The organism is Agromyces kandeliae, from assembly GCF_009674665.1.
Taxonomy (GTDB): Bacteria; Actinomycetota; Actinomycetes; order Actinomycetales; family Microbacteriaceae; genus Agromyces; species Agromyces kandeliae.
Window position 1 is genome coordinate 283,866 of record NZ_WKJD01000012.1, and the last position, 24,918, is coordinate 308,783.

The following is a 24,918-nucleotide window of genomic DNA, read 5'->3' on the forward strand; positions in this document are numbered from 1 at the left end:
TAGGTCCCCGCATGGCGCCGACTCCATGTTTCGCGCCCGATGACAGGGAAAGACCGCGCATTCTTTCGCGAATCGGAAAGAGCCGGTGCGAGCCGACCGCCTCAGGCGAACTCGGCGCGGAAGAGGTGCATCGCCCCCGGCACGCCCTTGAGCTCCGCGGGCCCGACGTCGCGGAAGCTGATGCCCTCCTCGTCGCCGGCATCGGCGACCGCCTGGGTGACGAGGACCTCGCCCGGTCGTGCGTAGTCGGCGATGCGCGAGGCGAGGTTCACCGTCTGCCCGAAGTAGTCGCCCTGCTGGTACAGCACGGGTCCGGTGTGGAGGCCGACGTGGGCCGGCGGCAACCCGGCCGTCGTCAGCTCGTCCACCATCTCGAGGCCGGCCCGCACCGCGGGACCGGGGTCCCGGAAGTGGAACATCACGCCGTCGCCCAGCCACTTGATGGGCTTGCCTCCGTGGCGCACGGAGCCGCGCTGCACGAGCCGTGCGAGCGTCGCGGCCAGGTCGGCGGCGGCCTCGTCGCCGCGCTCCTGCGTGAGCCGCGTGTACCCGGTGATGTCGAAGAAGCAGATCGCCGGCGGCCGTTCGAGGTGGCTGTGGATGCCGGCCTTGGCCATGAGCACCTCGAACCCCTCGATGATGTTGGACGTCCACGCGCGCGCCTGCTGCGCGTGGTAGAGGCCGAGCATCGCCCGTTCCGCGAGGGGGGCGCTCCGATCGGCGAACTCGGGATCGGCGATCTCATCCGCCGAGAGGCCCGCGGCGATGGCCGGCTCGATGACCTCGGAGTTCCACCACGCCCCTTCGGCCTCCGCCATGCGTCGCGTGCTGTCACCCTGGACGCGGAGCAGTCGCTCGACGGCCGCCGGCCGGAACCCTTCGGCGACCTGCAGTTCGAGGAACGGCACGACGGCCATCTCGTCCTCGCGCATCGGGTCGTCGGGTGACGGCAGCGGCGATCCGATGGCCTCTCGGATCGTGGTGAGGAGTTCGAGCGGCACGCCGGTGCGCTCGCTGACCTGCTGGAACGTCTCGCCCGTGAGCGGTGCGAACCGCTCGTACGCCTCCGCGTCGAAGAACCCGAGCGAGAGCGCGCCGTGCTCGAGCGCCGTGGCGAGCCGCTCGAGGGGGACGGCGGCCTCCTCGAGCGAACGCGCCATCAGCATCCGGCGCACGTCGCCCGCCGAGAAGCGATCGCCCGCCTCAGGCGCGACGATGCCGAGGCGCACCAGGCGGTCGACGTACGGTACGTCGACGCCGGCGCGTTCGGCCGCCTCTCCGCGTGAGAAGCCGCTCACGCCGGCCAGCCTACTCGCGTCGCGCGACCCGCTGTTCGGATTTCGCGCAACGCGTTCTACTATCGACCGAGTGCCCGCGTGCATCCGGCTCGGGCAGCGACGAGACGGAGGACCGACGTGGACGCAGCCAAGCCCACCGCGGCGGCCGGATCGCAGACGCTGAGCCGGGGCATCCGCGTGCTCGAGGTGCTCGCCGACGCCGACCGCAACCTGACGATCGACGAGGTCGCCGCGGCCCTGGGCGTGCACCGGTCGGTCGCCTACCGGCTCGTGCGGACCCTGGAGGAGCACACCCTCGTCACCCGCGACGCTGCCGGCCGGCTCGCGCTCGGCACCGGGCTCGCGGCCCTCGCCGCAGGCGTGGCTCGCGACCTGCAGCAGGTCGCGCTGCCCGAGCTCACCGAGGTCGCGAACGAGCTCGGCATGACCTGCCTCATCGCGGTGCTCGCCGACAACGAGGAGGCCGTCACGCTGCTGAGCGCCGCGCCGCGGCAGACCATGACGGTGGTCTCGTACCGCCCGGGCCACCGGCATCCGATCACGCGCGGCGGACCGGGCAAGGCGATCCTGCTCGCGATGCCCGAGAGCGCCTGGCCGGTCGACGTGCCCGAGGACCTGCGGGCCGAGATCACCGAGAGCCGCGCCCGCGGCTACGCGCTGAGCCATGACGAGGTCGTGCCGTCGCTGCGATCGGTCGCCGTTCCGCTCACGCTGCCGGGGCAGCCGCCCGCGGCCATCGCGGTCATCCACGTGTCGATGCCGCGGCCCGAGGGCGAGATCGCCGATCGGCTCGCCGCCGCGGCGCGCGCGGTGTCCCGCAGCTACGGGGCCTGAGCGCGCCGCGGGCGGTCGCGGTCCGTCAGCGGGTCCGCGACCGACTGACGGTCAGCGGCTGACCAGGTCGCGTTCGACGGTCGCGTCGGCCGAGGCATCCGCCACCGCCCGCTGCGGCAGCAGGTGCTGCTCGAAGAACGCCGCGAGCTCGTCGGTCGCCGTCAGGGGCAGGACGTGCGCGACGTACTGGTCGGGGCGCACCACGACGACGGCGCCCTCGCGTGAGATGCCCCGCTCGTCGAAGATGTCGGTGGGGCACCACGTGCTCGGCCCGGCCGCGAACACCTTCTCCCAGTCCATGAGCGCGAACGGCCCGGTCCTCGGTCGGAACACCTCCGGCGCGGCCATGATCTCGACGTCCTCGTGCGGCTGCTGGTAGACCACCTTGACGTCGAACACGGCGTCGACGTCGACGCCGTCCGGCGTGTGCCGCGCCAACGGGGCGTCGGGCGACGACATCCACTCGGCCCAGTCGGTGAGAGCGGATGCCTCGCCGGCGGCGGGCGCGTCGGCGAACGCGTAGATCCGCCACCGTCCGTCGGCCCTCGCGTGGTGGCCCAGGTGCACGACGTTCCCGTCGCATACGAGCGACACCGGCGACGACTTGAAGCGCATGCCGATCGGGAACCCGGTGGCGAGCGCCTGGTGCTCCGCGTCGCCGGTGATCATCGACGGGCCGTAGTGCGTCATGAACCCCGACGGGAACTCGGCGGTGCCGAGGTAGTGCTTCGCCAGTTCCTGCGGGTCCGAGATCTCCTCCGGCTTGCGCGCCATGAGCGAGGACCATTCGCGGTCGAAGTCGATCAGCTGCTGCGCGACCGGCTGCCGCTCCGACGAGTAGGTCGCGAGCAGGTCGGCGGGTGCCAGGCCGGTGACGACCGAGCCAAGCTTCCACCCCAGGTTGAACCCGTCCTGCATCGAGACGTTCATGCCCTGCCCGGCCTTCGCGCTGTGCGTGTGGCACGCGTCACCGGTGAGGAACACCCGCGGAGCGACATCCGCCCCCTCGTCGCGGTCGTCGAAGTGATCGGTGACCCGGTGACCGACCTCGTACACGCTGGACCAGGCGACGTTGCGCACGTCGAGCGTGTACGGGTTCAGGATGTCGTTCGCCTTGGCGATGATCGTCTCGATCGGCGTCTTGCGCACCTCGTGGTGGTCGTCGTCGGCCACCTCGCCGAGGTCGATGTACATGCGGCAGAGGTACCCGCCCTCGCGTGGGATGTGCAGGATGTTGCCCGCTGCGGAGTTGATCGCGCACTTCGTGCGCCAGTCGGGGAAGTCGGTGTTCACGACCACGTCCATGACGCCCCACGCGTGCGCCGAGATGCCTCCGATGTGCTTGCGGCCGATCGCCTCGCGGACTCCGCTGCGGGCGCCGTCGCTGCCCACGACGTACTTGGCGCGCACGGTGCGCTCCTCGCCCTCGCGCTCGCCGGCGGTGTAGCGCACGCGCACTTCTACGGGGTACTCGCCCGCGGCGTCGGAGCCCTCGTCGTGCACGGTGAGCCCGGTGAACTCGATGCCGTAGTCGGGCACGATCCGCCCCGGCCCGTTGGCGGCGGCTTCGGCGAAGTAGTCGAGCACGCGCGCCTGGTTGACGATGAGGTGCGGGAATTCGCTGATCTTGTATCCGTAGTCCTCGGTGCGGGAGGTGCGGATGATCTTCTCCGGTTCGGCCGGGTCGGGGCCCCAGAAGTTCATGTAGCCGATGTTGTAGGCCTCGGCGATGATGCGTTCGGCGAACCCGAACGCCTGGAACGTCTCGACGCTGCGCGGCTGGATGCCGTCGGCCTGGCCGAGCACGAGTCGCCCGTCACGGCGTTCGATGACGCGGGTGACGACATCGGGGTACTGCGAGAGCTGCGCGCCGAGCAGCATGCCGGCCGGGCCCGAGCCGACGACGAGGACGTCGACCTCGTCCGGCAGGTCCTCGGGGCGGTCGATGCCGACGCCGGCAGCGGGCTTCACCCGGGGATCGCCGGACACGTATCCGTGGTGGTGGAACTGCACGTGTGCTCCTCACGTCGTCGTGATGCGATGTCGTTGCGTTCGATAATAGAATGTGGCTTTCGATTATCGCGCGTGGATATGGTAGGCCGTGATCCGCCCGGACACAAGCGGGCCGGTTCGCCGCGGGCTCTGGATGCTCCGGGGCGCGTGCGTTAGCGTCGCGTCATGTCGCTCGCCGAATCCTCCCGCCGGCCGTCCGGCCTCGCCGATGACGCGTTCTGGTCCGATGTCGACCGCCACCTCGTCCGGTACGGCGGCGGCTTCACCCCCGAGGTCATCGTCCGCGCCGAGGGGAGCTGGGTCGAGACCGAGGGCGGGCGGCGCCTGCTCGACTTCACGTCGGGGCAGATGAGCTCCATCCTCGGCCACGCGCACCCCGACATCGTGGCGACCGTGAGCCGGCAGGTGGCCACCCTCGACCACCTGTTCAGCGGCATGCTCTCGCGCCCGGTCGTCGACCTCGCCCGTCGACTCGCCGACTCCCTGCCCGAACCGCTCGAGAAGGTGCTCCTGCTCACCACCGGCGCAGAGTCGAACGAGGCGGCGATCCGGATGGCGAAGCTCGTCACCGGCCGGCACGAGATCGTCTCCTTCGCCGGATCGTGGCACGGCATGACGGCGGCCGCCGCGGGTGCCACCTACAGCTCGGGCCGCAAGGGCTACGGGCCGACGGCGCCCGGCAACTTCGCCATCCCCACCCCCAACGCCTACCGCCCGGACTTCACGACGCCCGACGGCGCGTTCGACTGGAGGAAGCAGCTCGACCACGCCTTCGCCCTCGTCGACGCCCAGTCGGTCGGCAGCCTCGCGGCCTGCATCGTCGAGCCCGTCCTGAGCTCGGGCGGCATCATCGAGCCGCCGCTCGGGTACCTCGCGGCCCTGCAGCAGAAGTGCCGTGAACGCGGGATGCTGCTGATCCTCGACGAGGCGCAGACGGGCATGTGCCGGACGGGCACGTGGTACGCGTTCGAGCGCGACGGCGTCGTGCCCGACATCCTCACGCTGTCGAAGACGCTCGGCGCCGGGCTGCCCCTCGCGGCCGTCGTCACGAGCGCCGAGATCGAGGCCGAGGCGGCCGAGCGCGGGTTCCTCTTCTTCACGACGCACGTGTCCGACCCGCTCGTCGCAGCCGTCGGCAACACCGTGCTCGACGTACTCGAACGCGATCGGATGGACGATCGCGCGAGCGCGCTCGGCGACCGGCTCCGGACCGGACTCCTGGAGCTGCAGGATCGCCACCGGGTCATCGGCGACGTGCGCGGGCGAGGGCTGCTGCAGGGCGTCGAGCTCGTGCTCGACCGCGAGACGAAGGAGGGATCGGACGAGCTCGGCGCCGGCGTCACTCGCAGGTGCCTCGAACTCGGCCTGCACATGAACGTCGTGCAGCTGCGTGGCATGGGCGGGACGTTCCGCATCGCACCGCCGCTCACCTCGAGCGAGGCGGAGATCGACCTCGGCGTCGAGATCCTCGACCGAGCGATCGGCGAGGTCTCGCGGGAGCTGCTCGGCTGAGCGGGCGGCGGAGACGGGGCCGGTGGACGTGAGCGGGTCGGACGAGACCGACGTCGTCGTCGTCGGCGCCGGCCTCGCGGGCCTGCGCTGCGCGGCCCGCGTCGCCGCATCCGGCCTCGGCGTCGCCGTGCTCGAGGCGGCCGACGAGGTCGGCGGCCGTCAACGGACCGACGAGGTCGACGGGTTCCGCCTCGACCGCGGCTTCCAGGTCCTGAACCCCGCCTACCCGGCGGTGCGTCGCTGGGTGGACGTCGACGCCCTCGACCTGCGGAGGTTCCCGGTCGGCGTCGAGGTGCGGCGAGCGGCCGGGGCGGATGTCGCGGTGCTCGCGCACCCGCTCAGGCATCCCGCCGCACTCCCGGCCACCCTCCGAAGCGGCCTGCTGGCGCCCCGCGACCTCGCCGCGCTGGTGCGGTGGCTCGCGCCGGCGATGGTGCGGCCGCGCTCGGTGATCGCCGGACCAGACGGGCCGCTCGCCGAGGCCTGGGACCGTGTCGGCCTCCGCGGCCCGCTTCGCACCGAGGTCCTCGAGCCGTTCCTCGCCGGCGTCCTCGCCGACGACCGCGGCGAGACCTCCGACACGTTCGCGCGCCTGCTCGTGCGCATGTTCGCACTCGGCCGACCCGGGCTGCCGGCCGCGGGCATCGGCGCGCTCCCGACGCAGCTCGCAACGGCGGCGCGCGTCGCGGGAGCCGAGGTGCGCACGGGGACGGTCGTCGAGCGGATCGGACGGCGCGGGCCGGCGGGCCGGGTGCACGTCGACCTCGCCGACGGCTCGCGTGTCGCGGCATCCGCGGTCGTCGTCGCCGTCGGCCCAGAGGCCGTCGCGAGCCTCGTCGACGTGCCGGCTCCGCAGACGCGCGGCCTGCAGACCTGGTGGTTCGCGGCCACGGAGCCGCCCACGGCGTCCGCCATGCTCGCCGTCGACGGGCGCCGAGGCGGCCCGATCGTGAACGCGGTCGTGCTCTCGCACACCGTCCCCGCCTCGGCACCCAGCGGGATGCACCTCGTCGCGGCGACGAACCTGCTCCCGCGGGCCGCACGCACCGACCCCGCTGCGGCACCCGCGGAGGCGGACGTGCGCCGCCACCTCGGCGAGATCTGGGCGACGGATGCCTCCGCCTGGCGCCTGCTCCGCCGCGACGACCTGCACGACGCCCTCCCCGCCCAACTCCCCCCGCTCCGCACGCGGCGCCCCGCACGGCTGGGCGACGGGCTCTACGTCGCCGGCGACCACCGCGACACCGCATCGATCCAGGGCGCGCTCGTCTCCGGCGACCGCATCGGTCGCGCCGTGGTCCGCGACCTGCTCGGCCCGATCGGCGATACGCCATCGTGAGCGAGCTCGCGTCGTGCCGAGCGCTGCCTGCGGGGTCGATGCCTGTTCACCGCCCGTGTCTGGCCGCGTGGCGCGAACGCGCGTAGCGTCGGGCGCATGGGCAAGCTCATCGAGAACCTGGCGGAATCGGTCCCCTCGTGGGGCGCACGCGTGGCGTACGGCGAGAAGACCACGGTCGACGGACAGGAGGCGGTGCCGGTCGCATTCGTCGGCTTCGGCTTCGGCGCGGGCGAGGGCTCCGGCGACATGCCGGAGGGCGGCAAGGCCGTGGCCGGGCACGGCGAGGGCAGCGGGGGCGGGGGCGGCGGGTTCTCCGTTCCGATCGGTGCCTACATCAACGGCCCGGACGGCCTGCGCTTCCGGCCGAACACGATCGCCCTCGCGGTCGCCGCGGTGCCGCTCGTCTCGGCGATCGGCGGGGCACTGGCGTTGATCGTCGGGGCTGCGCGCTTCCGCGGCGTCCGCTGACGCGCGCGGCCCGTCGGGGACGGGCCGCGCGCAGTGGGGGCAGCCCGGCTACACCTGCACCATGTCGGCGAACCGCGAGAAGTGGCCGTGGAACGCCACGGTCACGGTGCGGGTCGGTCCGTTGCGGTGCTTGGCGACGATGAGGTCGGCTTCGCCCGCGCGCGGGCTGTCGCGCTCGTACGCCGACTCGCGGTGGAGCAGGATGACCATGTCGGCGTCCTGCTCGATCGATCCCGATTCGCGCAGGTCGGAGAGGGCCGGCATCTTGTCGGCGCGCTGCTCCGGACCACGGTTCAGCTGCGACAGTGCGAGCACCGGCACCTGGAGCTCCTTCGCGAGCAGCTTCAGCGCACGCGAGAACTCGGAGACCTCTTGCTGCCTGCTCTCGACGCGCTTGCCGCTCGTCATGAGCTGCAGGTAGTCGATGACGACCATCTTCAGGCCGACGCGCTGCTTCAGGCGGCGGCACTTGGCGCGGATCTCGACGAGCGTCATGTTGGGGGAGTCGTCGATGTAGAGCGGGGCGTCGTTGATGCGGCCGCGGGTCGACGCGATCGTGGTCCAGTCGCGCGTGTCGACGGTGCCCTTGCGCATGTTCTGCAAGGGCACGGATGCCTCGGCGGAGAGCAGGCGCATCGCGATCTCGCTTCGCCCCATCTCGAGCGAGAAGAAGATCGTGGGCAGGTCGTGCGTGATCGCCGCGGACCGCGCGAAGTCGAGCGCGAGCGTCGACTTTCCCATCGCGGGACGCGCGGCGACGATGATCATCTGACCGGGGTGGAAGCCGTTCGTGAGGTCGTCGAGGTCGGCGAAGCCGGTCGGCACGCCGGTCATCTTGCCGTCGGTGTGCTTGGCCGCCTCGATCTCGTCGATCGCGGTGCCGATCGCGTCGGTCAGCGGGACGTAGTCCTCGCTCTCGACCGAGCCCGTGACCGAGTAGATCTCGGCCTGGGCGTTGTTCACGAGCTCGACGACCTCGCCCTCGCCCGCGTAGCCCATCTGCACGATGCGCGTGCCGGCCTCGACGAGGCGGCGCAGCAGCGCGCGCTCGGCGACGATCGAGGCGTAGTACCCGGCGTTCGCCGCCGTCGGCACGAGGCTCGTGAGCGTGTGCAGGTACTCGACGCCGCCGGCCCGCTGCAGTTCGCCGTTCTTCGTGAGCTCATCGGTGACCGCGATGACGTCGGTGGGCTCGCCGTGCGAGTACAGGGCGAGGATGGCGTTGAAGACCACCTCGTGCTTCGGGACGTAGAAGTCGATGCCGCGGAGCGTCTCGATGACGTCGGCGACCGCGTCCTTCGAGAGCATCATGCCGCCGAGCGCGCTCTGCTCCGCGAGGAGATCGTGCGGAGGCGTCCGCTCGCCGCGACGGGTCTCGGCCTCGTCGACCGGTTCCGCGATCCCGAGATGCGCGATCGACAATTCCTACCTCCGCTCGCCCGCCGGGCATGTGCCATCGCCCCGCGACCAGTCTCGCCGGACCCCCCGACACCTCGTCGAACGGCTCTGGCGGGGCCCGTTCACGGCGTCATTCCGAAGGAGACTGACTCACCATAAGGAAGGGGTTCCCACAGCACAAGCCGCCCTGTGGATAACTCTGTGGAGGACGTGGGCGAAACGCCGTGGAACATGTGCACAGGTCCTGTGGACAACTGTGGAAATCTTGTGAATGACACGGCGTGAATTCGCTTCTGACCTGGGTATTCTCGAATCCACACCTGTGGGGGGAAAATTCTTCCGTTTTCCCTCCGCCGCATTCGCCCTCCTGTGTACAAACCTGAGGACAGCACCCCGAAATGCGGACTTGCGGCGGCCCGACCGACGGGTGTAATACAGCCGCGAACGGCGTGCAGCACGACGACGCGGCGGGGGCCTCAGCCCACCGCCGCGTCGTGCGTTGCGTCGGAAGCGACTACTTCGCCGCGACCACCTGGAGGGTGACCGTCGCGGTGACTTCGTCGCGCAGCTTGACGGTGACCTCGTGGTCGCCGACCGACTTCACCGGTGCGGTGAACTCCACCTTGCGCTTGTCGATCTCGCCGAGGCCGGCGTCGGCGACGGCCGACGCGACATCCGCCGGCTTGACCGAGCCGAACAGGCGGCCGCCGAGGCCGGCCTTGACGGCCAGCTTGACCTTCGCCGACTCGAGCTTGGCCTTGAGGGCCTGCGCGTCCTCGAGGGAGTGCAGCTCGCGCGCGGCGCGCGCGGCCTTGATCTGGTCGACCTGCTTCTGGCCGCCACGGGTCCACGGGGTCGCGAAGCCCTGGGGGACGAGGTAGTTGCGGGCGTACCCGTTCTTGACCTCGACCACGTCGCCGGCCTCGCCGAGACCGGAGACCTCGTGCGTGAGGATGATCTTTGCCATTTCCGTGCTCCTTAGCGGCCGGAGCCCGAGTAGGGCAGGAGCGCCATCTCGCGCGCGTTCTTCACTGCGCGGGCGATGAGGCGCTGCTCCTGCACGGAGACACCGGTGATGCGACGGGCGCGGATCTTGCCGCGCTCCGAGATGAACTTCCGAAGGGTCGCGACATCCTTGTAGTCGATGACGCCGACCTTGACGGACTTCGCGGGGGCGGCGTTCTTCGCGCCCTTGCCGCCGCGAGGCTTGCGGCGGTCGCCGCTGCTCTTTCCAGCCATGGTTCTTTCCTAATCGTGTGTGAGTTCCTGGTGCGAGCGGATGCCACGTGGCATCCGTCGCCGGCCTGACGGCCTAGAAGGGCGTCTCGTCGCCGTAGTTGGTGCCCGGGGTGTTCCAGACGTCGCCGCCGCCCGAGGAGGACTGCGCGGGTGCGCTGGGCGCCCACGCGTCGTCGGAGGACTGCTGGCCGCCCCCGAAGGAGCCGCCTCCGCCGACGCCGCGGTTGGACTGGGCGCGCGTCACGGACGCGGTGGCGTAGCGCAGGCTCGGGCCGATCTCGTCGATCTCGAGCTCGATGCTGGTGCGCTTCTCGCCTTCCTTCGTCTCGTAGGAGCGCTGCTTGAGACGTCCGGAAGCGATGACCCGGGTTCCCTTGGTGAGCGACCCCGCGACGTGCTCGGCGAATTCACGCCAGCAGCTCGCACGCAGGAAGAGGGCCTCGCCGTCCTTCCACTCGTTCGCCTGACGGTCGAACGTGCGGGGCGTCGACGCGATCGTGAAGTTCGCGACAGCCAGTCCGCTCTGCGTGTAGCGCAGCTCGGGGTCGGCGGTGAGGTTGCCCACCACGGTGATGACGGTCTCGCCGGCCATGGGGACTAGGCGTCCTTCTTGGCGGTGGCCTTCGCGGCGGCGGCGGCCTTCTTCGCGGCCTTCGCCTCCTCGGCCTTCTTCACGGCGGCGACCTGGGCGATCGCCTCCTCGGCGCGGAGCACCTTCGTGCGCATGACGGCCTCGCTGAGGTTCAGCTGGCGGTCGAGCTCGTTGGTGGTCGCGGACTCGGCCGTGAAGTCGACGACGGCGTAGATGCCCTCGGACTTCTTGTCGATCTCGTAGGCCAGGCGACGCTTGCCCCAGATGTCGACGTTGTCGACGGTGCCGCCATCCTTGCGGATGACGTTGAGGAACTTGTCGAGGCTCGGAGCAACGGTGCGCTCGTCGATCGACGGATCGAGGATGACCATCAGCTCGTACTGGTGCATGACAGACCCACCTCCTTCGGACTCAGCGGTCGCAGACGTTCTGCGACAGGAGGGTGTACATGCGTCGTACCGCGGAGGCCCGGACTCGGGCACGCAGACAACCTGTCAAGTGTAACGGATGCCTCGGACCCGCGCACATCGGCCCGGCGCCCGCGCACCCTGACCCGCCCCGGTCAGGCCTCGCCGCGGGCGGCCCACCAGGCGAGCAGGCGCTCGCGCGCGGCATCCGGCCCGATCGGGCCCTCGTCGAGGCGCACCTCGAGCAGGTGCCGGTACGCCTCGCCGACGACCGGACCCGGGCGGATGCCGAGGATCTCCATGATCTGCTGTCCGTCGAGCTCGGGACGCACGGCCGCGAGCTCCTCCTCCTCGGCGAGCCGGGCGACGCGTTCCTCGAGGTCGTCGTACGCGAACCCGAGGCGGTCGGCCTTGCGGCGGTTGCGGGTCGTGACATCCGCCCGCGTGAGGATGTGGAGGCGCTCGAGCTGGTCGCCCGCGTCGCGCACGTACCGCCGCACGGCAGAGTCGGACCACGCGCCATCCGTGTACCCGAAGAAGCGCAGGTGCAGCTCGATGAGCCGCGACACCGCCTTGATCGTGTCGTTGTCGAAGCGCAGCGCGCGCAGGCGCTTGCGCGCGAGCTTCGCGCCGACCATGTCGTGGTGGTGGAACGACACGGCGCCGCCCGACTCGAGCCGCCGCGTCGCGGGCTTGCCGATGTCGTGCAGCAGCGCCGCGAGGCGCACCACCAGGTCGGGGGAGTCGAGCACGCCCCGCGAGACCTCGTAGTCGACGGCCTGGTCGAGCACGGTCAGGCTGTGCTCGTAGACGTCCTTGTGGTGGTGGTGCTCGTCGATCTCGAGGCGGAGCGCCGGGACCTCGGGCAGCACGCGCGCCGCGATCCCGCTGTCGACGAGCAGGCGGATGCCCCGGCTCGCAGCGCCCGTGCACAGCAGCTTCGACAGCTCGTCGCGCACCCGCTCGGCGGAGATCCGGTCGATCTCGGGCGCGAGCGCCCCCATCGCGGCGAGCGTGCCCGGCTCGACCTCGAAGCCGAGCTGGGCCGCGAAGCGCGCGGCGCGCATCATCCGCAGCGGGTCGTCGCCGAACGAGACCTCGGGTGCGGAGGGCGTGCGAAGCACCCGCGCGATGAGGTCCTCCACCCCGCCCGACGGGTCGACCAGCGTGCGCTCGGGCAGGCGGAGCGCGAGTGCGTTGACGGTGAAGTCGCGGCGCACGAGATCGTCCTCGAGCGACGTGCCGAACACGACCTCCGGCTTGCGCGAGGACCCGTCGTAGGCGTCGGCCCGGTAGGTCGTGATCTCGACCGTGTGGCCGTGGACGATCGCGCCGATCGTGCCGAACGCGCGTCCGATGTCCCAGTGCGCCTCGGCGACGGGCTTGACCACGGCGAGGATCTCGTCGGGCGTGGCATCCGTCGTGAAGTCGAGGTCGTTCGTCGCTCGGCCGAGGAACGCGTCGCGGACGGGCCCGCCGACGAGGGCGAGCTCGAATCCGGCCGCCCGGAAGGCGTCGGCGAGCGTGGCGACCGTCGGCGAGGCCGCCAGACCCGCGAGCCGGTCGAGGGCCTCCGCGACACTCTGCATTGCTCCATGTTAGGCAGGGCGCCCGCGGCACGGCGCGCGCGGCGGGCGGCGCAGCCCGGCGACGCCCCACGACCTCCCGGGAGCGGTCCCCGTAGAATCGCCTCCATGCCGGCCGAGTCGACCCCTCCTCGACGCCTGCGCCGACTCCTCGCCCTCCTGTCCGCCGGGGCCGCGACCGCGGCCCTCGGGATCGCCGGCGCGGTCGCGCCGATCGACGGCCCGACCGGCCCGTCGGCCGCCCGCGCGGCCGAGCCCGTCGACGGAGTCCGCGTGAGCGTCGCCCCCGCCGACGGCACGTCCGTGGCCGCCGGCGCCCCGTTCGACGTGGTCGTCGAGATCGTGAACGGCGGAGACGGCGCCATCGCGGCGGGGACGCTCTCGATCGGCGTCGCCGCATCGGGCCTCGACGACACCGCCGACCTCGACGCATGGACGAGCGACGGCGGCCTGCCGGCATCCGCCCGCACCGTCGCAGAGCGCGCCACCGCCGCCCTTCCCGTGGGCGCGGTCACGACCCTGGAGTTCACGATCCCCGGCGAGGCGACCGGCGCCGCAGACCCGGCGATCGGGCTCGCCGCATCGCTCGAGTCGGGCGGGGCGGATGTCGCGGGCGCCACCACGGCCGTCGCGAACACGCTCGTGACCGACGACGATCGCCCCGCGCTCTCGCTCGTCTCCCCCCTCACGGTCCCGGCGGGCGAGGGCGGCATCCTCCCCGCGGATCGCCTGGCGTCGTGGACCGGCCCGACCGGGCTGCTCACCCGCCAACTCGAGGCCGTCTCCGGCGCCGGGGTCGCGGTGGGCATCGACCCGCGCATCCCGGTGTCGATCCGCGCCCTCGGCTCCGCGGCACCGGAGTCGGCCGTGGCCTGGCTCGAGGCGCTCGCCGAGATGCCCAACGAGGTCTTCCCGCTCGCCTACGCCGACGCCGACCTCGCCGCGCAGTCGCAGGCCGGGCTCGACGCCCCGCTCGAGCCGATCGGCTTCGCCGACGTCGTCGACCCCGCCGACTTCTCCGAACCCCAGGGCCCAGCGGGCGCGACGACGGCGCCCGGCGAGGCGCCGACCGATGCCGAGCTGTTCGACTGGGACTTCACGCGGACCGACCTCGCCTGGCCGGCCGACGACACCGTGGCATCCGGCGACCTCGACCGCTTCGCGGCCGGAGGGCTGACGACCGCGATCCTGGCACCCGGGAACGTCGAGCCGATCGGTGGGTCGGCGAATGCGGGCGCGACCATCGACGGTCGCGGTGCGGTCGTCGCCGACGAGCGGCTGCAGGGCCCGCTCCGCCGCGCCGCGGCGGCCCAGACCGACGCCGAGTGGCGCAGCGCCGCGTCGAGCCTGCTCGCCGAACTGGCGCTCGGGCCCGGCGACGCAGCGACGACCCTCGTCGGCACGTTCGCCCGGTCCGCCGGAGCCGACGCGGACCGCGTCGGCGAGACGCTCGCCGTGCTCGACGGATCCAGCTGGTCGCGCCCCGCGACGCTCGCCGAGGCCGTCGGGGCGCCGCCGGTCGCGCGCACGCTCGTGTCGCTGCCCGAGGACACGCAGCGCCTCGGGAACGTCGATCGCCTCCTCGGCGCGGAGCTCGCCGTCGAGGAGTTCTCGGACGTGCTCGACGATCCGACGCTGCTCACCGCGCCGACGCGGCGCGACCTGCTCGCGCTCCTGGCGGTCGGATGGCTCGACGTGCCGACCGAATGGACCGAGGCCGTCGGCCGATGGCTGATCGACCAGCGCGCGGTCACGGACTCGGTCTCCACCGTCCCCACGAGCAGCGTCCTCGTGGTCGCCAGCGAGACCGGCATCCCCGTCACGGTCGAGAACGACCTCCCGTACCCGGTGAACGTGGTCGTCACGGTCGACCCGTCCAACGGCCGGCTGCTCGTCGAGGACACGGTCGAGGCGACCGTCGAGGGCGAGAGCCGTCGGACGGTCCAGGTCCCCGTCGCGGCCGGGGTCGGCAGCGGCGAGGTCACCCTCGAGGTCTCGCTCGCGTCGCCCGGCGGCACGCCGCTCGGCTCGATCGTCCGGATCCCGGCGAACGTGCACGCCGACTGGGAGGGCGTCGGTGCGACCGTGCTCGCCGTGCTCGCGGTGGTCGTCTTCGGCGCCGGCATCCTGCGCACGATCCTGCGTCGCCGCCGCCAGCGCGCGGCTGCGGCGACCGCGGCGACCGCGGCGGCCGAGGCCGAGACCGAACCCGAGCCGGAGCCGGAGACCGAGGCCGAGGCCGAGGCCGCACCCGAGCCCGCCCGACCGGAGGACCCCTCGCATGGCTGACGACCGCATCGCCCGGGCGAGCCTGTTCCTCGCGTCGGGCACGATCGTCTCGCGCATCCTCGGGTTCCTGAAGGCGATCGTCCTCGCCGCGACCATCGGCGTCGTGGGCTCGGCGAGCGCCGACGCGTTCGCCGTGGCGAACGGACTGCCGAACACGGTCTACGTGATCGTCGCGGGCGGCGTGCTCTCCGCCGTGCTCGTGCCGCAGATCGTGCGCGCGGCCGCCCACGCCGACGGCGGCAGCGCCTACATCAACAAGCTCGTCACGCTGGCGCTCGTCGTGATCGGCGCGGCGACGGTGGTCGCGACCGCGCTCGCGCCGGTGCTGGCCTGGCTCTACGGCGGCGGGTTCGCGCCGGACACCCTCGCGCTCGCCACCGCGTTCGCGTTCTGGTGCCTGCCCCAGATCTTCTTCTACGGGCTCTACACGCTGCTCGGGGAGGTGCTGAACGCACGCCGCAGCTTCGGACCGTTCACGTGGGTTCCGGTCCTGAACAACGTCGTCGCGCTCATCGGCCTCGTGGCGTTCGGCCTGCTGTTCGGCTTCGATCCGGCAGGCACCCGGTCCGCCGCCGACTGGACGCCGGGCATGATCGCGCTGCTCGCCGGCTCGGCGACGCTCGGCATCGCGGCGCAGGCGCTCGTGCTGTTCTGGTTCTGGCGTCGGATCGGCCTGCACTACCGGCCCGACTTCCACTGGCGCGGCGTCGGCCTGCGCTCCGCCGGCCGCATGGCGGGATGGACGTTCGGGATGCTGCTGCTGACGACGTTCGCCGGCATCGTCCAGACGCGGGTCGTGAGCACGGCATCCGAGCAGGGGGCGTCGGTCGCCGCGATCGAGAACGCCTGGCTGATCTTCATGCTGCCGCACTCGGTGATCACGGTCTCGATCGCGACCGCCTACTTCACGCGCATGAGCGAGCACGCACGCGACGGCGAACTCGACCGGGTGCGCTCCGACCTCTCGGGCGCCGTGCGCGCCGTCGGCCTCATCCTCATGCTCGCCTCGGCCGTGCTCGTCGTGGTCGCCTACCCGTTCGCCGCGGTCTTCCAGCCGGGGAACTTCGCCAACGCGTCCGCGCTCGGCAACGTGATCATCGCGTTCGCCGTCGGGCTCGTCGGCTTCAGCATCCTCTTCGTCGTGCAGCGGACGTTCTACGCGCTCGGCGACACCCGGACGCCCTTCATGTTCACCCTGGTCCAGGTGGTCGTCTTCACGGCGGCGGCGCTGTCGTGCCTGCTCCTGCCCGTGGAGTGGATCGCCGTCGGCGTGGCCCTGTCGACGACGGTGGCGGGCACCATCCAGCTCGGTCTGGCCGTCCTCCTGCTGCGGCCGAAGCTCGCGCGACTCGACGCGACGCGCGTGCTCACGAGCCTCGCGCGGGACTTCGCCGCGGTGATCGTCCCGGTGGTCGCCGGCGCGGCGATCGTCTGGGCCTTCGGCGGGTTCGCCGAGGGCGGGTTCGCGATCGCCGACCGCTGGGGTGCGATCCTCGTCATGGCGATCACGGGAACGGCGATGGCCCTGCTCTACGGCGGCATCCTCTGGCTGCTGCGCTCTCCCGAACTGCGCGGCTTCGCCGAGCCCGTGGTGGCACGGCTCCGGCGCCGATGACGACGGATGACGCGGGGCGCGAGCCCGCGACATCCGCTCGGCCGCTGCCCAGCCTGTGACCCGCCCGTGAGCGCCATCGGGCCCGGAATAGGCGCCGCCTAGACTGTGTTCACCATGTCGTGGCATCCGGAACGTAGGATGCCGCTGGCATCGCACGGAACGACAGGAGCGGGTTTGCGCGACATCATCATCATCGGGTCTGGACCGGCAGGATTCACCGCCGCCATCTACGCGGCCCGCGCAGAGCTGAAGCCGCTGCTCATCGCCAGTTCCGTCGAGATCGGCGGCGAGCTCATGAACACCACCGAGGTCGAGAACTTCCCGGGCTTCCCCGAGGGGATCATGGGGCCCGACCTCATGGGCAAGATGCAGGCCCAGGCGGAGCGCTTCGGAACCGAGGTCGTCTACGACGACGTCGTCGAGCTCGACGTCGAGGGTCCGGTCAAGCGCGTGAAGCTCGGCAACGGGGGTGGGCACGAGGCGAAGTCGCTGATCTTCGCGACGGGCTCGGCCTACCGCAAGCTCGGCCTGCCCGAGGAGGAGCGCCTCTCGGGCCACGGCCTCTCGTGGTGCGCCACGTGCGACGGATTCTTCTTCCGCGAGAAGACGATCGCGGTCGTGGGCGGCGGCGACTCGGCGATGGAGGAGGCGACCTTCCTCACGCGCTTCGCCGACAAGGTCTACGTGATCCACCGCCGCGACCAGCTCAAGGCCTCGAAGATCATGCAGCAGCGCGCGTTCGACAACCCGAAGATCGAGTTCGTCTGGAACGCCGAGGTGTCCGCGATCCACGGTGACACCGCCGTGACCGGTGTCACCCTGCGCGACACCGTCTCGGGCGATGTGAGCGCACTCGACCTCGACGGCCTGTTCGTCGCGATCGGCAACGACCCGCGCACGCACCTCGTGCACGGCAAGCTCGACCTGACCGCCGAGGGAACGATCGCCGTCGACGGCCGTTCGTCCCGGACCTCCGTGCCCGGCGTGTTCGCCGCGGGCGACGTGATCGACCCGACGTACCGCCAGGCGGTCACCGCGGCAGGGTCCGGCACGGTCGCCGCGTTGGACGCCGAGCACTACCTCGCGGCCCTCGAGGACACGGACGGCGAGCCGGCCGCAGCCTCCGCGGAGGCGGCCGAGGTCGACGAGCTCGTCGCGGTCGACCTCGCGGACGCCACTCGCTGACCCACCCTCCGGGGGCGGATGCCGGCATCGACATATGCCCGAGCGCCGCCCCGGACCATCGCATCCACCAAAGGAGATATCCAATGACTGCACGTGCAGTGTCCGAGGCCACCTTCGACCAGGAGGTGCTGCAGAACGACAAGGCCGTCCTCGTCGACTTCTGGGCCGAGTGGTGCGGTCCGTGTCGCGCGGTGAGCCCGATCCTCGACCAGATCGCGACGGAGCACTCCGACAAGCTCGACATCGTCAAGCTCAACGTCGACGAGAACCCCGGTCTCGCCATGAAGTACCAGATCACGGCCATCCCGGCGATGAAGGTCTTCAAGGGCGGCGAGGTCGTCCGCACGGTGATCGGCGCGAAGCCGAAGCCCATCCTCGAGCAGGACCTCGCCGAGTTCATCGGCTGATCCGGGCACGGAGCCTCACGAAGGGCTGCAACCGCGTATGGCGGTTGCGGCCCTTCGTCGTCGCGGCTGGTCCGCCGGGCGTCACGCAGCGGCATCCGGTCCGGGCTGCTCCGTCCGGCTGGCTAGCATGGAATGCCTGAGCAGAACGGAATCAGCAGTGACCTCTGACGGAGTGCCCCAGCGGGCCGGCAACAACCTCGATCCGTGGTACGCGAACTACGCCGACCGAGCCGCCGGCTTCGCCGCCTCCGAGGTGCGGGCGCTGTTCGCCGTCGCCTCGCGTCCCGAGGTCGTCTCGCTCGCAGGCGGCATGCCGTACGTGTCCGCCCTCCCGCAGGAACTCATCACCGCCGCATTCGAGCGGACCATGCGCGAACAGGGACCGGTGGCGCTGCAGTACGGCTCGGGCCAGGGCATCCCTGCGCTCCGCGAGCACATCCTCGAGGTCATGTCGCTCGAGGGCATCCGCGCATCGGTCGACAACGTCGTGACCTCGACCGGATCGCAGCAGGCGCTCGACTTCGTGGCCAAGCTCTTCCTCGACCCGGGCGACGTCGTGCTCGCGGAGGCGCCGTCCTACGTCGGCGCGATGGGCGTCTTCCGGTCCTACCAGGCTTCGGTCGTCCACGTGGCGATGGACGACGAGGGCCTCATCCCCGAGGCGCTGCGCGAGACGATCGCGCACCTCCGCGGGCAGGGTCGGCGCATCAAGTTCCTCTACACGATCCCGAACTTCCACAACCCCGCCGGCGTCACCCTCTCCGCCGCACGTCGTCCCGAGATCCTCGAGATCTGCCGTGCGAACGAGATCCTGGTGCTCGAGGACAACCCGTACGGGCTCCTGCACTTCGACGAGCCCGCACCCGATGCCCTGCGATCGATGGACCCCGAGGGCGTCATCTACCTGGGATCGTTCTCGAAGACGCTCGCGCCGGGATTCCGCGTCGGCTGGGCGCTCGCCCCCCACGCCATCCGCGAGAAGCTCATCCTCGCCGCCGAGTCGGCGATCCTGTCGCCGTCCTCCTTCAGCCAGCTCGTCGTGTCCGAGTACCTCTCGCAGGCCGACTGGCGCGGGCAGATCGACGCGTTCCGTGGTGTCTACCGCGAACGGAAGGACGCGATGATCGAGGCGCTGGGGGAGTACCTGCCCCAGCTCTCGTGGACGAACCCCAACGGCGGGTTCTACGTCTGGGTGACGCTGCCCGACGTGCTCGACTCGAAGCAGATGCTGCCGCGTGCGGTCCGCGAACTCGTCGCCTACACGCCCGGCACCGCGTTCTTCGCCGACGGGCGCGGGCGGCACGCGATGCGACTCTCGTTCTGCTACCCGACGCCCGATGCCATCCGCCTGGGCATCCGACGACTCGCGACCGTCGTCAACGGCGAGCTGGACCTGCTCGACACCTTCGCCGGGACCGGTACGCTCCAGGTCCCCGATCGACCCGGCATCGAACTTGCACCGCCCACCGACCTGAAGTAGTGGAGAACCCCTGATCATGAGCGATTCCACCGGGCTTTCCGTCGTCGTGCTCGCCGGGGGCATCTCGCACGAACGCGATGTCTCGCTCCGCTCCGGGCGGCGCGTCGCCGACGCCCTCGCCGAGGCCGGACACCGTGTCGAACTCCGCGATCCCGATGCCGGACTGCTGCCGTACCTCGCCGAGCATCGGCCCGACGTGGTGTTCCCGGCGCTGCACGGCTCGAGCGGCGAGGACGGCACCCTGCTCGAACTGCTGGCTGCGCTGCGCATCCCCACCGTCGGCTCCACCGGCTCGGCCGCACGCCGGGCATGGTCGAAGCCGGTCGCGAGCTCGCTCATCGCGGCCGCCGGCGGTGCGGTGCCGGAGTCGATCGTGCTCTCGCACGAGGCGTTCCGCGAACTCGGTGCGGCGAGCGTGCTCGAGGTGGTGCGCGATGCGCTCCCGGGAGACCTCGTGGTGAAGCCCGGCTCGGGCGGGTCCGCACAGGGCGTCACCATCGTCGAGGCGCCGGCCGATCTCCCTCGCGCGATGGTCGACGCGTTCACGTACGCCGACGTCGCGGTCGTGGAGCGTCGCGTCCTCGGTACCGAGCTCGCCATCGCGGTCGTCGAGACGGATGGCGCGCCGCGCGCGCTCACGGCGGTCGAGATCGTCCCGTCGGCCGGGGTCTACTCGTTCCAGGCGCGCTACAACGCAGGGGAGACCACCTTCTTCTCGCCGTGTCGGCTGTCCGAGGAGGCGGTCGAGCGGGCCACCGCTGCGGCGCTGGCCGCGCATCGCGCGCTCGGACTCCGGGATCTCTCTCGCGTCGACCTCATCGTCGACGACGAGGGCACGCCATGGTTCCTCGAGGCGAACGTGCTCCCCGGTCTCACCGAGACCTCGCTCGTCCCGCTCGCGATCGAGGCGTCCGACACGGATGCCGCGACCGTCTACGACGGACTGGTTCGAACCGCCGCGCGCCGCGGAGCCTGAAGCCCGCCCTCGGGTCGATCAGAGCCCGTCGAGGTTCTCGCCGAGCTCCGACAGGATGCGACGCAGATCCTGGACTGTGGCGAAATCGATGTTGATCTGGCCTTTTCGGGCGCCGAGCGAGATCTTGACGCGCGTGTCGAGTCGATCGCCGAGTCGTGTCGACAGGTCGTCGAGGAACTCCTGCCGCTTCCCGGCGGCGGGCTTCACGCGTGCCGCCTTCGGTGCCGACGCGACGATCGCCTCGGCGGCGCGCACCGAGAGGTCCTCGTTGATGATCTTGTCCGCGAGGCGCTGCATGGCGTCGGGATCGCCCGCAGCGAGGATCGCCCTGGCGTGGCCTGCCGTCAGCACGCCCGCGGCCACGCGGATCTGAACGGGCTCGGGAAGCTTCAGCAGCCTGAGCGTGTTCGAGATCTGCGGGCGCGATCGACCGATCCTCGACGCGAGCTCCTCCTGGGTGATGCCGAAGTCGGCGAGCAGTTGCTGGTAGGCGGATGCCTCCTCGAGCGGGTTGAGCTGCGAACGATGGAGGTTCTCGAGGAGCGCGTCGCGAAGCATCGCCTCGTTCGCCGTCTCCTTGACCACGGCCGGAATCGAGTCGAGCCCGGCGGCCTTGGTCGCGCGAAGGCGACGCTCTCCCATGACGAGCTCGTACTTACCGGGCTCGTCGGGGTGCGGCCGGACGACGATCGGCTGGAGGACGCCGAACTCCCGGACCGAGTGCACGAGCTCCTCGAGGTCCTCGGGGTCGAACACCGATCTCGGCTGTTGCGCGTTCGGAACGATGTCATCGGGGTTCAGCCGGGCGAGGTGCGCTCCGGGCACCGTGACGAGATTGGCCTCGACCGCGTTCTCGACCGCGGCCACCGCGGTCGTGGGGGCTTCGCTTTCGGGGAAGAAGACATCGACGGGACGCGTGACCCTGGGCGGTGCGTCCTCGGTGGTCGGGATGAGTGCGCCGATCCCGCGGCCGAGACCAGTGCGCTTGGTCGCCATCAGTGGGACTCCTTCTGTTCGGACGCGTCCTGCGCCCCGCGCCACGCGATCTCCGCCGCGGCCTCACGGTAGGAGAGGGAACCGGTCGACCCGAAGTCGTAGCTGATCACGCTCTGGCCGTAGCTCGGTGCCTCGGAGACCCGGACCGAGCGAGGGATGATCGTGTCGAGGGTCTGGGTGGGGAAGTGGTCGCGAACCTCCTGCGCCACCTGCTGGGCGAGGTTCGTGCGCGAGTCGTACATCGTCAGGAGGATCGTCGTCAGGCGAAGCTCGGGATTCAGGTGACGCTCGATGAGCTCGATATTGCTCAGCAGCTGGGACAGGCCCTCGAGCGCGTAGTACTCGCACTGGATCGGAATCAGCACCTCCCGCGCGGCGACGAAGGCGTTGATCGTGAGCAGTCCGAGCGAGGGCGGGCAGTCGATGAACACGTAGTCGTACGGGCGCTCCATGGCCGCGAGGTGGGCATCGAGCGCTCGACGGAGCCGCTGCTCGCGCGCGACCAGGGAGACCAGCTCGATCTCGGCCCCGGCGAGGTGGATCGTGGCCGGCACGCAGTCGAGGTTCGCGTGCTCGGTCGAGGGCTGCACGACGTCGGCGATCGGGAGGTCGGACACGAGCACCTCGTAGACGCTCTGCAGTTCGGATCGGTGGTCGACGCCGAGCGCGGTCGACGCGTTGCCCTGCGGGTCGAGGTCGACCACGAGGACATGCGCTCCCGCACGCGCGAGCGCGGCAGCCAGATTCACGGCGGACGTCGTCTTCCCGACGCCGCCCTTCTGGTTCGAGATCGTGAAGATCCGCGTGGTGCCGGGAATGGGCAGCACGGCCTGGTCGAGCGCGAGTCGGCGCCGGGTCTCGTCGGCAAGCTGATCGGCCAGGGGGGTTCCTCCGTATGATTCCGATGTTTCACGTGAAACCGACCCCTGGGGGCCGGCGACGACGGCGTGACTCGTCGTGGCGGCGTATGGGTGGTGGGACGGAGCTCCGCGATCGGTGTCCACGGCTCCGAGATCCGCCGGCGGCGCCTCGTCACCCGCCCCGACAGCATACGGCTCCGCCGGCCCGGATGCCGCCTCGAGCGTCCCCTCGGGCGCCGCCTCGGGCGCATCGACGTCGCTCTGTGGACGGCTCTCGTCCGCTGTACTCGCTTCGGGCTGCCGATGGGACTCCGGGGTCCGCGCGAGCCGCGCCTCCGGTACCGACGCTGGGGGAGCACTCGGCTCACCGGGAGACCCGTGCGGGGGAGCGACCTGCGGTCGAGTCTGGAGGCTCGAGACCGTCTCGGCGGTCGCGTCGCCGACGATCTCGCGGATGATGTCCTCGAGCAGCTTGTCCGGGTCGCCGTGGGGAAGCGGATGACTCGATGGACCCGCCGCCGGCGCAGACTCCTCGGAGAGCGCGGCGGCGGTTGCGGCATCCCAGTCGTACCGCCCGGTCGCCTGGGGAACGCTCGCGCCTCCGCCATCGGGAGCCTGAGCGCCCGTCCGTGGCGTCCGCTCGCGATCCGGGTTCCCCGTTCCCGCAGAGGAGCGAGCGGCGGCGGCGTCCGATCCGGAGACCGCATCCTTCTGCGAGGTCTCGGTGCCGGCGGGCGTCCCGGCCTGGCCTCGCCAGGCCTCCGCCGGCGGCGCCCATCGTTGGTCGGGGTCGTCATCGGTTCCCGAATCCGGCGGCACGGACTGGTCGTGGAACGCGACCGAGGGAGTTTCCGGCGAGCCCGACTGGGCCGGCGGTCCGGGACGGACGTCCTCAGCGGCGGGGCGGAGCAGCGAGTCGAAGTCAGGACGGCCCGCCTCCGCCGCAGCTTCAGCGCGGCGCTCCGCTTCGTACGCCTCGATCCGCGTGAGCTCCGGCTCCCTCGGTTCCGGCGTCGGCGAGACGGCGTCGGACTGCGGCTTCCTGCGCTGGAACCAGCCGCGCCCACCGTTCGCCATGCCGCACTCCTGCCCCTCCGAGATCGCTCGCCGTGCCCCGCGATCACTCCGAGACCCAAGCCTAATCGCCGCCACGGATACGAAAGCGGCGTCGCCGCCGTGGAACGGTGAACTTGTTCCACGCACCCGTGGGTGACGTCCGGTCAGGTGCGTTTCACGTGAAACGCACCAACGGACGTCCGTGCTGGATGATGCTCCGAAGCGACCCGACGATCCCCGGCTCGACGGCCGATCCGGGCGCACCCCGCTGTGGGCTGGGTCGGTCACGGCGGACGGGGAGCGATCGGGTCGCCTCGCCGAAGGGCCGGTCCGAGACTGCACGCCGGGAAGGCTCCCCGGCACCGACCGTTCGCCACGCTCGGCGCTACTCCCTGCCGCGTAGGACGCACCAGATCGACCTGCTCACCCTGCCGTTGCCCTCGACCGGCGAGACGGCAATCCAGCATCTGCATCGGATGCCCCCGCCCACCCGGATCGCCACCGGATCCGGTCGGCAGGTCGGCGGTTCACCGTCGAGAATCGAAAGCCCATCGCGTGACCGGTGCGGCCGCGGCTCGATGGCCGTCCCTCGTCGACTGCCGACCGTCCCTCAGTCCGCATGCTCCGGCGCACTACGCCGTTCCACGTGAAACGGTGGCGCCCGACATGGTGTGTCCGAACCGGGGTGGAAATCCGACCTGCGCGTCCGTCCACCTGCGGGCGCACCTCGATGTGCGGGCGATCCGAGGCGAGTGCCTATCCCTGGTCGGGCCGCCGCGTCTCGCCGCGCGCGGCACGCCGGGCACGCGGCCTCGCACGCCGACGCCCGTCGCCACGAGTCGCCGGTCCGCCGAGGTCGACCGATCAGCGGACAGACCGCGCCGTCGAGAATGCGATCGTGCCCACCCTGTGACCCGATCTCCACTGTCGTGTCGAGTGCCCGGCCACCGCAACGGCCGACGGAGTCCAGCCACGCCGGCGGCGGGCCGTCGGCAGGCTGCGGCAGGGGAGTGGGCGGCCCTCTCCACTGTCCGTTTGTTCGAAGTCATCGGTTCCGGCGACATGTCGGGGGCCGTGATGAGCGGGGGCGTCCAGGACTCCTGCGACTGGTGCTTCGGCGCGTTGACTCGGCGGGCACGCGACGAGGTCGCGCGGCTGGGGCCGGCAGCCGAGGATGCCCGGGCATGTTCGAACTGCCCGGAGGCCGGTCGGTATCGCCCTTCCTCCTGACGGTCGGATCGGTCCCGAGAACGCGTGGCGGGCACGCGACGATGTCGCGGGCGTGGATCCTCGACCCGCGATCGTCCACGCGCCGAGTGCAGTGCCTCGCGGCCCGGGCGCCGTCGAAGATCGGGGGTTCCACACGCG

Annotated in this window: 20 protein-coding genes; 10 read left to right on the top strand and 10 right to left on the bottom strand. The window is 71.4% G+C overall.

What is annotated here, in order from left to right:
• Positions 1-101: 101 nt before the first annotated feature.
• A complete protein-coding gene (locus GJR97_RS18730) occupies positions 102-1,298 on the bottom strand; it encodes an adenylate/guanylate cyclase domain-containing protein (RefSeq protein ID WP_154346036.1) in 1,197 nt (398 codons plus the stop codon).
• A gap of 117 nt (positions 1,299-1,415) precedes the next feature.
• On the opposite strand from GJR97_RS18730, the gene GJR97_RS08460 reads away from it, so the two are divergent.
• Positions 1,416-2,132 carry an IclR family transcriptional regulator gene (locus tag GJR97_RS08460; protein ID WP_324613295.1) on the top strand — a complete coding sequence of 239 codons (717 nt, stop codon included), beginning with the start codon at positions 1,416-1,418 and terminating at the stop codon, positions 2,130-2,132.
• A 51-nt stretch (positions 2,133-2,183) separates the two neighbouring features.
• On the opposite strand, the gene GJR97_RS08465 is transcribed toward GJR97_RS08460, so the two are convergent.
• The gene (locus tag GJR97_RS08465) at positions 2,184-4,145 is read right to left on the bottom strand and encodes an FAD-dependent monooxygenase (RefSeq protein ID WP_324613296.1); all 1,962 of its coding nucleotides are present in this window, start codon (positions 4,143-4,145) and stop codon (positions 2,184-2,186) included.
• A 165-nt stretch (positions 4,146-4,310) separates the two neighbouring features.
• On the opposite strand from GJR97_RS08465, the gene GJR97_RS08470 reads away from it, so the two are divergent.
• From GJR97_RS08470 to GJR97_RS08480, 3 genes are all read left to right on the top strand, one after another.
• Positions 4,311-5,657, top strand: a complete 1,347-nt coding sequence (locus GJR97_RS08470) for an aspartate aminotransferase family protein (protein ID WP_154346037.1) — start codon at positions 4,311-4,313, stop codon at positions 5,655-5,657.
• Positions 5,658-5,685: 28 nt separating this feature from the next.
• The gene (locus GJR97_RS08475; protein ID WP_324613297.1) at positions 5,686-6,996 is read left to right on the top strand and encodes an FAD-dependent oxidoreductase; all 1,311 of its coding nucleotides are present in this window, start codon (positions 5,686-5,688) and stop codon (positions 6,994-6,996) included.
• Between the two features lie 96 nt (positions 6,997-7,092).
• The gene (locus tag GJR97_RS08480) at positions 7,093-7,464 is read left to right on the top strand and encodes a hypothetical protein (protein WP_154346038.1); all 372 of its coding nucleotides are present in this window, start codon (positions 7,093-7,095) and stop codon (positions 7,462-7,464) included.
• Between the two features lie 48 nt (positions 7,465-7,512).
• Here GJR97_RS08480 and dnaB read toward each other — a convergent pair whose 3' ends face one another.
• The 6 genes from dnaB to GJR97_RS08510 all read right to left on the bottom strand — a co-directional run bounded on the left by dnaB (position 7,513) and on the right by GJR97_RS08510 (position 12,689).
• Positions 7,513-8,886, bottom strand: a complete 1,374-nt coding sequence (dnaB, locus tag GJR97_RS08485; RefSeq protein WP_154346040.1) for a replicative DNA helicase — start codon at positions 8,884-8,886, stop codon at positions 7,513-7,515.
• 490 nt (positions 8,887-9,376) lie between these two features.
• Positions 9,377-9,829 carry a 50S ribosomal protein L9 gene (gene rplI, locus GJR97_RS08490; RefSeq protein WP_154346041.1) on the bottom strand — a complete coding sequence of 151 codons (453 nt, stop codon included), beginning with the start codon at positions 9,827-9,829 and terminating at the stop codon, positions 9,377-9,379.
• Between the two features lie 11 nt (positions 9,830-9,840).
• On the bottom strand, positions 9,841-10,101 hold the full coding sequence (gene rpsR, locus GJR97_RS08495; RefSeq protein ID WP_067947514.1) for a 30S ribosomal protein S18: 261 nt from the start codon (positions 10,099-10,101) through the stop codon (positions 9,841-9,843).
• Between the two features lie 73 nt (positions 10,102-10,174).
• Positions 10,175-10,693 (bottom strand): single-stranded DNA-binding protein, encoded by a 519-nt coding sequence (locus tag GJR97_RS08500; protein WP_154346042.1) that lies wholly within the window; start codon positions 10,691-10,693, stop codon positions 10,175-10,177.
• A 5-nt stretch (positions 10,694-10,698) separates the two neighbouring features.
• Positions 10,699-11,082, bottom strand: coding sequence for a 30S ribosomal protein S6 (gene rpsF / locus GJR97_RS08505; protein ID WP_154346043.1), 384 nt, complete (start codon positions 11,080-11,082; stop codon positions 10,699-10,701).
• A gap of 173 nt (positions 11,083-11,255) precedes the next feature.
• On the bottom strand, positions 11,256-12,689 hold the full coding sequence (locus GJR97_RS08510) for a CCA tRNA nucleotidyltransferase (protein WP_154346045.1): 1,434 nt from the start codon (positions 12,687-12,689) through the stop codon (positions 11,256-11,258).
• Positions 12,690-12,794: 105 nt separating this feature from the next.
• Here GJR97_RS08510 and GJR97_RS08515 point away from each other — a divergent pair, with 105 nt between their 5' ends.
• From GJR97_RS08515 to GJR97_RS08540, 6 genes are all read left to right on the top strand, one after another.
• Positions 12,795-14,975 carry a DUF6049 family protein gene (locus tag GJR97_RS08515; protein WP_154346046.1) on the top strand — a complete coding sequence of 727 codons (2,181 nt, stop codon included), beginning with the start codon at positions 12,795-12,797 and terminating at the stop codon, positions 14,973-14,975.
• Positions 14,968-16,590 carry a murein biosynthesis integral membrane protein MurJ gene (gene murJ / locus GJR97_RS08520; RefSeq protein WP_154346047.1) on the top strand — a complete coding sequence of 541 codons (1,623 nt, stop codon included), beginning with the start codon at positions 14,968-14,970 and terminating at the stop codon, positions 16,588-16,590. Before GJR97_RS08515 ends, murJ begins: the two co-directional genes overlap by 8 nt.
• A 174-nt stretch (positions 16,591-16,764) precedes the next feature.
• A complete protein-coding gene (trxB, locus tag GJR97_RS08525) occupies positions 16,765-17,775 on the top strand; it encodes a thioredoxin-disulfide reductase (RefSeq protein ID WP_154346049.1) in 1,011 nt (336 codons plus the stop codon).
• An 83-nt stretch (positions 17,776-17,858) separates the two neighbouring features.
• Positions 17,859-18,182, top strand: a complete 324-nt coding sequence (gene trxA, locus GJR97_RS08530; protein WP_129233079.1) for a thioredoxin — start codon at positions 17,859-17,861, stop codon at positions 18,180-18,182.
• A gap of 157 nt (positions 18,183-18,339) precedes the next feature.
• A complete protein-coding gene (locus GJR97_RS08535) occupies positions 18,340-19,662 on the top strand; it encodes an aminotransferase-like domain-containing protein (protein ID WP_324613299.1) in 1,323 nt (440 codons plus the stop codon).
• 16 nt (positions 19,663-19,678) lie between these two features.
• A complete protein-coding gene (locus GJR97_RS08540; protein ID WP_154346052.1) occupies positions 19,679-20,638 on the top strand; it encodes a D-alanine--D-alanine ligase family protein in 960 nt (319 codons plus the stop codon).
• 18 nt (positions 20,639-20,656) lie between these two features.
• On the opposite strand, the gene GJR97_RS08545 is transcribed toward GJR97_RS08540, so the two are convergent.
• Positions 20,657-21,634, bottom strand: coding sequence for a ParB/RepB/Spo0J family partition protein (locus GJR97_RS08545; protein WP_154346054.1), 978 nt, complete (start codon positions 21,632-21,634; stop codon positions 20,657-20,659).
• Positions 21,634-22,515: a ParA family protein gene (locus GJR97_RS18195; protein WP_324613351.1), complete on the bottom strand. Its 882-nt coding sequence runs from the start codon at positions 22,513-22,515 to the stop codon at positions 21,634-21,636. The genes GJR97_RS08545 and GJR97_RS18195 overlap by 1 nt, the downstream gene beginning before the upstream one ends.
• Positions 22,516-24,918: the final 2,403 nt, after the last annotated feature.

Coding starts and splice junctions, on each gene's coding strand:
- GJR97_RS08470 (WP_154346037.1), top strand. CDS start 4,311: ATGTCGCTCGCCGAATCCTCCCGCCGGCCGTCCGGCCTCGCCGATGAC.
- GJR97_RS08480 (WP_154346038.1), top strand. CDS start 7,093: ATGGGCAAGCTCATCGAGAACCTGGCGGAATCGGTCCCCTCGTGGGGC.
- rplI (WP_154346041.1), bottom strand. CDS start 9,829: ATGGCAAAGATCATCCTCACGCACGAGGTCTCCGGTCTCGGCGAGGCC.
- rpsR (WP_067947514.1), bottom strand. CDS start 10,101: ATGGCTGGAAAGAGCAGCGGCGACCGCCGCAAGCCTCGCGGCGGCAAG.
- GJR97_RS08500 (WP_154346042.1), bottom strand. CDS start 10,693: ATGGCCGGCGAGACCGTCATCACCGTGGTGGGCAACCTCACCGCCGAC.
- rpsF (WP_154346043.1), bottom strand. CDS start 11,082: ATGCACCAGTACGAGCTGATGGTCATCCTCGATCCGTCGATCGACGAG.
- GJR97_RS08510 (WP_154346045.1), bottom strand. CDS start 12,689: ATGCAGAGTGTCGCGGAGGCCCTCGACCGGCTCGCGGGTCTGGCGGCC.
- GJR97_RS08515 (WP_154346046.1), top strand. CDS start 12,795: ATGCCGGCCGAGTCGACCCCTCCTCGACGCCTGCGCCGACTCCTCGCC.
- murJ (WP_154346047.1), top strand. CDS start 14,968: ATGGCTGACGACCGCATCGCCCGGGCGAGCCTGTTCCTCGCGTCGGGC.
- trxA (WP_129233079.1), top strand. CDS start 17,859: ATGACTGCACGTGCAGTGTCCGAGGCCACCTTCGACCAGGAGGTGCTG.
- GJR97_RS08540 (WP_154346052.1), top strand. CDS start 19,679: ATGAGCGATTCCACCGGGCTTTCCGTCGTCGTGCTCGCCGGGGGCATC.
- GJR97_RS08545 (WP_154346054.1), bottom strand. CDS start 21,634: ATGGCGACCAAGCGCACTGGTCTCGGCCGCGGGATCGGCGCACTCATC.